Origin of the sequence: Burkholderia sp. Cy-637 (assembly GCF_011753175.1) — a bacterium.
Taxonomy (GTDB): Bacteria; Pseudomonadota; Gammaproteobacteria; order Burkholderiales; family Burkholderiaceae; genus Burkholderia; species Burkholderia gladioli.
Map to the genome: position 1 here is coordinate 40678 of NZ_VWWC01000039.1, position 6318 is coordinate 46995.

The window sequence follows — 6318 nt, forward strand, 5'->3', positions numbered from 1 at the left end:
GGGCTGGCCGCGTCGGCGCATCGATCGAGGCATGAATCGATTCGATCGATCGCGATGGCCGCGTCGCCCCGGCGCCTGGCCGGGGGCACGCGGCCGCTGGTCAGAACATCGTGTTGCCGTTGGCCGATTCGGCCGGCACATCCTGGATCACGTCCCAGTGCTCGACGATCCTGCCGCCCTGCACGCGGAAGATGTCCACCACGGCCTGGCCGCGATCGGCCGGCCCGTCGGTCGAATGCACATGCAGGAACACCAGGTCGCCGGCGCTGCCGCTGCGCACGATCCTCGCCCTCGATCGAGGGTGCTCCTTGAAATAACCCGTGAAGAACTCGACGAACGGCGCCTTGCCGTCCGGCACGCCCGGATTGTGCTGCCGGTAGTCGGGCGCCACCACGGCGGCGGCATGCTGCACGTCGTGCTGGTTGAAGAAGCGCTCGTAGAAGTCGATCACGAGCCGGCGGTTGCCTTCCTCCACGGCCAGGTTGCGGGGCGCCGCCGGTTGCGCCGCCACGGCGACGGTCGAAACCAGCAGGCCGCAGCCGATCAGGGCAGCGGACAGGAAGCGCGGGATACGTCGCATGAGAATCTCCTCGGCAGAAAACCGGAATATACGTGCACCGCGCGCCAGCGGCGAGCCGCCCGCCATCGAGCTCAACTGCGGCGGCAACGCTGCGCCTGGCTCAGTTCGCGCAGCGCGCCCAGCGCGCGGCCATATTCCGCGTCGAACTCGGGCCGCTCGAAAATGGATCGCGGCGGCGTGCCGTCCGCCTGTCGTTGCGGCTTCGCCGCGCTCTCCTCGGGCCGGCTGCCGGCCACGTAGTAGACGTAGCGCGAGGCACCACCCTTGCAGATCCGCGTGACCGCTTCCACCTTGCGATCGGCGATGAGCTGCTGCATCAGCGCCACCACGCGCGGCCCGCTCGACTTCCGCGTCCTGGCCAGCGCCGCCGCGCTGTGCGGCACGCCCGGCGTCATGCAGGCCAGCAGCGCGACCAGATCGCGTCGATAGGTTTCGTCGGCACGCGCGCGCCGCCGTTGCCGTGCCTGCTCGGCATGGGCGCTCGCCTGCTGCGCGTCGTGCTCGGCGGGCGGCGGCGGCATCAGCTCGGCGCGACGCGAACGCGCCTTGTCGCTGGCGTAGTAGCGGATCCGCGCGTGACGCGCGGAATCGAGCTTGTCGCGCCGCACGACCACCAGGCTCTCGGCGATCAGGCGGCCCAGCAGGATCTTCACGCGCGGCGTGGTCACGCCCAGGCGGCTGGCCAGTTGATGGGCCTCGTAACCGTGCTCGCCGTCGAGCATCACGAGGAGGTCGCGGCCGCTAACGCGGGTCGCGGCGAGTGCGTCGAGCGGCGCGGATGTATTGGCGGTCATGGGTTCGGGCTCGGTGAGGACGAAGGGGATTCGATCCGCCGGAGCGCCTTGCCGCCGGGCGCTCCGGTTTCGGTCTGGCGCCATGCGGCGCGCCGTTGCGCTACCTGGCCGGAATCGGCGAGTCGGAAAAGCTCGTGACGTCGGGCCCGTATTGCAGCGTGGCCACCGAGCGGCGCAGCACGCCGTAGTCGACGGTTTGGCCCTGTGCGTCATGCGCCTGCCCGCGCCAGAACACCTGGCCGGCGGCGGGCACCGCATCCTTGAGCAGGTCGTTCACCTTGCTCTCCCAGGTATAGCTGTCCAGCAGCGCGTTGTCGTTCCACACGGCGATCTGGCCGCCGCTCGGCGCGTTGGCGCCGGTGGCCTGGCTCCATTTGGCGTACAGCGTGTCGCCCTTGATGCCGTCCGGATTGAAGTAGCTCGGGCCGAACGGCACGATGTACCAGTCGCCGTAGGATTCGGTCCACTGGTAACCCTTGTCCGCCCAGTTGATCGAGGCCTCGCTGCCCCAGTTGATCCAGCGCTGGATGATGAAGGACTTGTCGAGCCGCGGCAGGTAGCTCGCGTCGCCCCACATCTCGACGCGCTTGTGCCTCGACTGCAGGAACCTGCCGAGCTGGTTCAGGTAGTCGACCTGGCTCGCCGTGGTGATGCTGCCCGAGTTGACATTGACCTCGTCGCCGCCGATATGCACGATCGAGGACCGGAACCAGGGCAGGAATTCACTGAACACCGACTCCACGTACTGCAGCGTTGCCGGCTTGGTCGGGTCGATGGTGCCGCCGGGCGGCGTATCGCCGACATAGGCGATCGCGGGATTGGCCGCGGCGAAGGCGCCGGCATGCCCCGGCGTGTCGAATTCCGGCACGATCCGCACGTGATGGGCGGCGGCGATCGTCTCCAGCTTGTCCCAGTCGTCGCGCGTGTAGACCAGGCCATCGGCGGGCACCAGGCCGGCGAATTCCGGCTTGTCGCTCTTCAGGCGGAAGGCGCGCAAACCCCAACTGCCGTCCTTCGCCTTGGCCTGGTCGTTCAGGTGCAGGTGCAGCGTGTTGAGCTTGTACCAACCCATGAAGCGCAGGTAGGCCGCGAGGAAATCGACGCTCGCGTACTTGCGGCCGACGTCGAACATGATGCTGCGCTCCGCGTAGCGCGGCACGTCCACCGCGAAGCCACGCGTCACCCGCAAATGCGCGCCCGCGGCGGCGCCGTCCAGCGAGAGCATCTGCAGCAGCGTCTGCGTCGCGTAGAACACGCCCGCCGCGCCCTTGCCGCGCAGCACCGCGTGGTCCTCCAGATCGAGGCTGTAGCCTTCCTCGCCGAGTTGGGCGGCGCTCGCGCCGCAAGGCGCGAGGCTCAGCACGATGTCCCCGGCGGCCGGCGTGGCGGCCCGGCTCACGATCGGAAGAGCGAGACCGGACACGGTCTTCAGTTGTGCCTGGAACTGCGTGGCGGTATCCGCGAGCGCGGCCGCGTCGGCCGGGTCGACCAGGATCCGGCTGCCGGCATCGAAGCTCAGCGTGCCGTTGCCGCCGGTCCAGTCGCGCAAGGTGGGAATCACCATCGGCTTGGCATTGGCGCCGGCCGGCGCCTGGCCCAGCTCGGCCTCGCTGCAGGCCAGCGGGGCCGCCGCTGCCGGCCGGCTCGCGCCGGATGCGGCGAGCGCCGCGCCTTGGCCGCCAAGCGTGACCAGACCGCCGGCCAGCAGCATCGACAGCCAGGATGTCATCGAACGCGGAATACGCATCGGACCTTCCCTCTCTCTCAGGTTCATGGAGGCGACGGCCACGCTTCGAGGTGGCTTCGTTCGCGCGCACTACTTCGCAATGCGAAGCAATTCGGGTGCATTCACAACCAACGGAAATCGCTTCCCATCGGCATCACGCGTGGCTTGCTTCGACGGAGAAACAGGCTGGATACGACAGCCGCGGCCCGCGAATCCTGGCCCGCGAATGGCTCGTACCAGTTTGATACCAGCGTAACGTACACGCTTCGTTTTTCATTGGCAATGAAAAATCGACGGCACGGCCGGCAGGCGAGGAAGGTCGGCGCCGCCCCGGCGCGCCGCAGGATTCGGCACGCCGGGCGGCGGGCAACGACATTATGTTTCGGCTCCGGGCCAATGCTCGCGCATCGTGCCCGGATTGACCACCGGGAGCAGGAAGTCCCGCCTTCAGTGCGAGATCTTCTCGAGCGCGATGCCCTTGGTGCGGGGGCCCATCAGGCCGATCGAGGCCATCACGATCAGCATCGCGGCGGAGATGAAGGCAAACACGCCAGCCGTGCCGAAGCCGTTCAGCACCGAGGCGATCACGAACGAGGTGAAGATCGCCGAGAAGCGGCTCCACGAATAGACGAAGCCCACCGCGCGCGCGCGGATCGCGGTGGGGAACAGCTCGGCCTGATAGGCGTGGAAGCTGTAGGACATGATGTTGTTGGCGAGCGTGAGGCCGATGCCGAGCAGCACCAGCACGCCGGCCGTGCCGCTCTGGCTGAACAGCAGCCCGCAGACGATCGCGGCGCCCGCCATCGCCACGATCACGCTCTTGCGCTCGAAGCGGTCGCCGATCGCCAGGCCGATCAGCGGGCCGATCGGCGCGGCCAAGGCGATCACGCTCGAATACATCAGGCTGGTGGTGATCGTGATGCCCTGCTTGATCAGCAAGGTCGGCACCCAGTTCGCGAAGCCGTAGAAGCCGACGGTCTGGAACACGTTGAAGATCGTCATCATCACGGTGCGCTTGCGATACGGCGCCACCCACATGTCGCGGAAGCTGCCGCGCGCGATCACCGGCTCGCTCGGGCCCGGCGGCGGCAGCGGCCGGCCGTATTCGGCCTCGACCTTGCGCTCCAGCTCGCGCATCACCTGGTCGGCTTCCTCGAGGCGGCCCTGCTGGGCGAGCCAGCGCGGGCTTTCCGGCAGCGCGCGGCGGATCCACCAGACGAAGATCGCGGCATGCGCGCCGATCAGCACCACCCAGCGCCAGCCGTCCAGGCCGAGAGGCGCATGCGGCACCAGCAGGTAGGCGAGGAAGGCCACCACCGGCACCGCGCAGAAGCCGACCGCCTGCTCGCAGGCGAAGGCGCGGCCGCGGATCTCCTTGGGCACCAGCTCGGAGATGTAGGTGCCGATCGTCACCATCTCCACGCCGAGCCCGAGGCCGACCACGAAGCGCCAGAAGTTCAGGCCCGCGGCGCTGTCCTGGAAGGCCATCACGATGTTGGCGGCGGTGTACCAGAGCAGCGACCAGGTGAACACGGCGCGCCGCCCGAAGCGGTCGGCCAGGAAGCCGCAGGAGATGGTGCCGATGAACAGGCCCGCGAACAGCGCGGCGATGAAGCTCGCCACCCCCGTGGTGCCGAACAGGCCATGCGTGGAGGCCGAGAGGATGCCGCTCTTCACCAGGCCCGGCGCGACGTAGCCGCTGTAGAGCAGGTCGTAGAGCTCGAAGAAGAAACCGAGGCTCAGCAGCGCGACCAGCTTCCAGACGGTGCGCGTGGGCGGCAGGCGGTCGAGGCGCGCCGCGATCGCGCCGGCGTCGATGGGCGCCGCGGCGGTGAAGGCGGTGGATGAGGGTCGATCGGTGGAAGCCATGGCGGCGTGTCTCCGGTGCGGTCTTGTCGTCGCGACCGGCTCGCCTCGATGCGGCGGCGGCCGGTCCGTCGCGCATTGTACCGGCTGGCCGGGCGGGCCGAACGTGCCGAACGTGCCGAGCGTGCCGAGCGTGCCGAGCGTGCCGAACGTGCCGAGCGTGCCGAACGCGCCGAACGCGCCGAACGCGCCGAACGCGCCGAACGCGCCGAACGCGGCAGGCGCGTCGCGCCCTGCCGCGCCGGATCGCTCAAGCGGCCTTCGCCGGCGCGGGCCGCTTCAGCAGGCCGATCAGCAGCGCAGTCGCCACGGTGCCGGCCACGATCGCCAGCGTGTAGGTGCCCAGGTGCGTGACCGCGTTCGGGATCGGCAGCACGAAGATGCCGCCGTGCGGCACCTTCAGCTCGACGCCGGCCGCCATCGAGATCGCGCCGGTGATCGCCGAGCCGACGATGCACGACGGAATCACCCGCATCGGGTCGCGCGCCGCGAACGGAATCGCGCCCTCGGTGATGAAGGCGATGCCAAGCACGGCGGCCGCGTTGCCGGCCTCGCGCTCCTCGATGCCGAAGCGCGAGCGAAACAGCCAGGTGGCCAGCGCGATACCCAGCGGCGGCGTCATGCCGGCCGCCATGGTGGCCGCCATCGGCGTATAGACCTGGCTCGCGATCAGCCCGGCGCTGAAGGCATAGGCGGCCTTGTTGACGGGGCCGCCCATGTCCACCGCCATCATCCCGCCGAGGATCGCGCCGAGCACCACCGCGCTGCCCGACTGCATCGAGCGCAGCCAGCCTTCCAGCGCATGCAGGGCGGCCGCCACCGGCGTGCCCACCACGTAGAGCATCAGCAGGCCGACGATCAGCGTCGACAGCAGCGGGATGATCAGCACCGGCTTCAGCCCTTCCAGGTTTCGGTGCAGCCGCAGGTGGCGATTGATCAGCAGTGCCGCGTAACCGGCCAGGAAGCCCGACACGATGCCGCCGAGAAAACCGGCGCCGAGGCTCGCGGCCAGCATCCCGCCGACCATGCCTGGCGCGATGCCGGGCCGGTCCGCGATCGAGTAGGCGATATAGCCCGACAGCGCCGGCACGATCAGCGCGAAGGCCGATTTCGCGCCGATCTGGAACAGCGACCAGGCCAGCGTGCCCTTGTGCGCGTCGTCGAAGGCGTAGATGCCGCCCAGCGCGAAGGACAGCGCGATCAGCAGGCCGCCCGCCACCACGAAGGGCATGAGATTGAACCCATCGGCCGCGCCGGCGCGGAACCAGCGCTCGATATCGTCGGCGATCTGCTCGGGCGTGCCCACGATCTCGCGATGCCCGCCGCCGCCGGCCAGCTCGCGCAGCAGTTCG

General features: G+C 69.3%; 5 protein-coding genes. All 5 read right to left on the reverse strand.

Features of this window, described 5'->3' with window-relative positions:
* Positions 1–100: 100 nt before the first annotated feature.
* Positions 101–580: a nuclear transport factor 2 family protein gene (locus F3J10_RS13645; protein ID WP_167242299.1), complete on the reverse strand. Its 480-nt coding sequence runs from the start codon at positions 578–580 to the stop codon at positions 101–103.
* Between the two features lie 71 nt (positions 581–651).
* Entirely contained in the window at positions 652–1374 is a 723-nt protein-coding gene (locus F3J10_RS13650; RefSeq protein ID WP_025101095.1) for a hypothetical protein, read from the reverse strand.
* 100 nt (positions 1375–1474) lie between these two features.
* Positions 1475–3121 carry a beta-N-acetylhexosaminidase gene (locus F3J10_RS13655; protein ID WP_167233279.1) on the reverse strand — a complete coding sequence of 549 codons (1647 nt, stop codon included), beginning with the start codon at positions 3119–3121 and terminating at the stop codon, positions 1475–1477.
* Positions 3122–3547: 426 nt separating this feature from the next.
* Positions 3548–4969 (reverse strand): MFS transporter, encoded by a 1422-nt coding sequence (locus F3J10_RS13660; protein WP_025101093.1) that lies wholly within the window; start codon positions 4967–4969, stop codon positions 3548–3550.
* A gap of 247 nt (positions 4970–5216) precedes the next feature.
* On the reverse strand, positions 5217–6318 hold a 1102-nt coding region (locus tag F3J10_RS13665; protein WP_240155576.1), incomplete at its 5' end, for a fructose-specific PTS transporter subunit EIIC.

What these genes read in the sequence shown, in the direction of transcription:
- F3J10_RS13645 (WP_167242299.1), bottom strand. Translation starts at nt 580, where the DNA reads ATGCGACGTATCCCGCGCTTCCTGTCCGCTGCCCTGATCGGCTGCGGC.
- F3J10_RS13650 (WP_025101095.1), bottom strand. Translation starts at nt 1,374, where the DNA reads ATGACCGCCAATACATCCGCGCCGCTCGACGCACTCGCCGCGACCCGC.
- F3J10_RS13655 (WP_167233279.1), bottom strand. Translation starts at nt 3,121, where the DNA reads ATGCGTATTCCGCGTTCGATGACATCCTGGCTGTCGATGCTGCTGGCC.
- F3J10_RS13660 (WP_025101093.1), bottom strand. Translation starts at nt 4,969, where the DNA reads ATGGCTTCCACCGATCGACCCTCATCCACCGCCTTCACCGCCGCGGCG.